Raw genomic sequence first — 2,696 nt, 5'->3', positions numbered from 1 at the left:
CAGCATTAATTTCTCACGAACAGTAATCCAATCATTACTCGATAGAGAACTAGTAAGAGTGCAGAATACCAAACACGGTTTTTTACTGACAATTACACAAGATTCTGACAAATTGCCGACTAACTAAGCCCATTAACTTACTAAAACAAACACAGCCATCACTTTGCACACATGGAAACTATCAAAATCAACAACAGCGTCTTTCTCATTCCACCGAGCCAACCAAAACTACAAGCTAACTGCGCTAAAGAATATGGACAACTCCTTCTCGATTGTCCCCCAAAATTGACAATTCTAGAAGCACAAGCAGGAGGATATCTCAAAGGTAACAAGGCTGATTTTTGCGATCGCAATCTCTCGCCCAGACCGTGCCTTGACCATCAACGAGAACTTCACCAACGAACCATTCACTGAACTGTGGGTGATTCCTGTTGCTGGCGGACTCAAAGACCAATTTAAAGGCCCAGCTTCCATGCTGCTTAGTTTTCTGATCCACCGTCGCAGTAAAGACAATTTCGCTGGATTGTACAACCACTTCGCCCATCGTGCTTTCCAGCAGTGGTGTGAGGAAGGGATGCCGGGAGATCCAAAGGAGTTCTGTTATCAGGCGATCGCTAGCGTACTCAAAAACTACATTTTCTGTGCCGAGTTCCAAAAGGTAGAAGGAGCGCTGGGAACGTACTGGTTTATCCAATGGTCGTACCGTAACCCACAGTCTGACTTTGAGAAAGATGCTCTCGTTGCAGCAGAGATGATTCGCTCTGGTGCTGAATCTGGGGCAACAGTTCATTGGGTGACTAATGATACTTACGAGCGCTGGGCATCAAATGCTGTCACTGCGCCAGCATTACCAGCAGTTTCGGAAACTGAGGCACGGCTATCTCTGCAAGGACAGAATCAGACAGCAATGCCGCAAGGTAACAAGCGGTAATTAAACACGAAAAAGGCGATTCACCTTTGAGTCGCCACTACATAAATTAGCAGCAAAAACGAGTAATGAAAATCGGTACTGTCTCAATTAACTATTCGAGAAAGTTTAACTTGGGCAACTACGAATCAATCGAATTAGGTTGTTCTTTATGGGCGCAGGTCGAGGATGAAGAAGATGCTTCAGGCGTAGTTCAATTTCTCTGTCATCAGGCAAAAACAGCAGTCAAAGAGGCTGCAATGCCAGTAATTAAAGCTAACGAATTCCAAATTACTAAAGCAAAATCTCAACGCAAAGTGGCAACTGATTTCGGTGACATGGAGGATTTATGAAACAACTAACAGGTTTTGTTCCCATTGCCGCATTACCTGAATCTACTGCGGCTTCTGCTAAACAACAACTCTTGGAAGCAATTGAATGGCTCCACAAAGAAGGTGCTGCTACTGAAACCAACCTCAAACCTCAAACTCTTGACTGCAATTGTCGAATCTATTCTTTGCTCGGAAGAATCATACACCAGATTTTTACAATGTGGTTTTGATGCAGCCATTGAGTTTTTCGATACTAATTCTCAAAACTGGGAATTTGAAGAGTCAATGTCATCACCTCATAATCCAAGGAATTGGGATGAGTACAAACTACTAGAACAAACTCGCAATTTGTTGCAATCGACTAATCAGTAAATCAAGCAAGTCCCTCTAAATATTTCTACCAGCAATTCTGGAGGTTAACAAATGAAGAAAAAATGGACTCCTGAAGAATTAGAAATTCTTGATGAAATGTCTGAAGCATACACACCTAAACAGATAGCATACAGACTCAGAAGACGAGGCTATCATCGCACAACTTTAGCTGTTCATAAAAAGCTCTATGCGTTGGGTTATTCTGCACGTCCCACTCTCGACAATTATAGTTGTAACCAAATTGCTCAAGCTCTCTCCTTAAACCCCTGTACTGTAGCTAAATGGGTAAAACGAGGCTGGCTCAAAGCTATTCGGCGTTCTGCGACTAATTACCTAGTTAAGAGTCGGGATTTAAAACGGTTTTTCAAGAATCCTCCACATTCTATTAAAAAGCGGATTGCTGCGATAGATCCGCAAGTACTTAGGTATTTAGTAGGGTAATCAAAAAGAATTAGGAGATAGTTCAAGTGTTTCATCTGACCTACGAATTTAAACTTAAACCTACTCGCGCCCAAATAGGCATATTTGAAGACTGGTTAGAACAATGTCGCCGTGTCTATAATTATGCGCTGTGTGAGCGTAAAGATTGGATTAAATCTCGTAGTTGTCGGATTAATGCTTGTTCGTTACATTCTGAGTATATAATTCCTGCCGATACCCCACGACCAACCTATTTTAACCAATCCGAAAGATTAACCCAAGTAAAAAAGAAGTATCCTGAACTTAGTACAGTTGCAGCACAAGTTTTACAACAAACATTGAAACGTCTTGAGAAAGCTTTTGTTGCAATGTGGGAACTCAAACACGGATTCCCCAGATTCAAAAAACTAGGGAAGATGCGCTCTTTTGTGTTTCCACTGTTAAAAGGTAATTCAATTCAAAAAAGAAGAATAAAACTTCCTAAAATTGGCTGGGTAAAATTTCATCAATCACGCGAAATACCTGACAGTGGTGTAGTAAAACAAGCTCATATTATTAAACGTGCTTCTGGATGGTACGTGTTGCTCATTGTGCAGTGGAATGTAGATGTACCCTGAAGGGGGGACAAAATCAGCTACAAGACAGACTCTATAAGCTTCATAGCT

At 41.5% G+C, this 2,696-nt stretch carries 6 protein-coding genes; all 6 read left to right on the top strand.

Translation table 11 applies throughout. From position 1 onward, the window contains the following. Positions 1-171 precede the first annotated feature (171 nt). The 6 genes from HWQ37_RS24990 (at position 172) to HWQ37_RS24965 (ending at position 2,648) form a co-directional block, all read left to right on the top strand. Positions 172-414 (top strand): hypothetical protein, encoded by a 243-nt coding sequence (locus HWQ37_RS24990; RefSeq protein WP_292752327.1) that lies wholly within the window; start codon positions 172-174, stop codon positions 412-414. Beyond that, entirely contained in the window at positions 374-931 is a 558-nt protein-coding gene (locus tag HWQ37_RS24985) for a hypothetical protein (RefSeq protein WP_292752324.1), read from the top strand. The genes HWQ37_RS24990 and HWQ37_RS24985 overlap by 41 nt, the downstream gene beginning before the upstream one ends. A 65-nt stretch (positions 932-996) precedes the next feature. After that, entirely contained in the window at positions 997-1,260 is a 264-nt protein-coding gene (locus HWQ37_RS24980) for a hypothetical protein (RefSeq protein ID WP_292752322.1), read from the top strand. Continuing rightward, complete coding sequence (locus HWQ37_RS24975; RefSeq protein WP_292752320.1) at positions 1,257-1,469, top strand: hypothetical protein; 213 nt, start codon at positions 1,257-1,259, stop codon at positions 1,467-1,469. Before HWQ37_RS24980 ends, HWQ37_RS24975 begins: the two co-directional genes overlap by 4 nt. 193 nt (positions 1,470-1,662) lie before the next feature. Next, positions 1,663-2,052: a MerR family transcriptional regulator gene (locus HWQ37_RS24970; RefSeq protein ID WP_292752316.1), complete on the top strand. Its 390-nt coding sequence runs from the start codon at positions 1,663-1,665 to the stop codon at positions 2,050-2,052. Between the two features lie 26 nt (positions 2,053-2,078). Beyond that, positions 2,079-2,648 (top strand): RNA-guided endonuclease InsQ/TnpB family protein, encoded by a 570-nt coding sequence (locus HWQ37_RS24965; RefSeq protein WP_292752313.1) that lies wholly within the window; start codon positions 2,079-2,081, stop codon positions 2,646-2,648. The last annotated feature ends 48 nt before the right edge of the window (positions 2,649-2,696 follow it).

The sequence above is a fragment of the Nostoc sp. NMS4 genome (assembly GCF_017115095.1).
Classification (GTDB): domain Bacteria; phylum Cyanobacteriota; class Cyanobacteriia; order Cyanobacteriales; family Nostocaceae; genus Nostoc.
The sequence above is the reverse complement of the archived record's forward strand: the minus strand, read 5'-3'. Positions and strand labels throughout refer to the sequence as shown.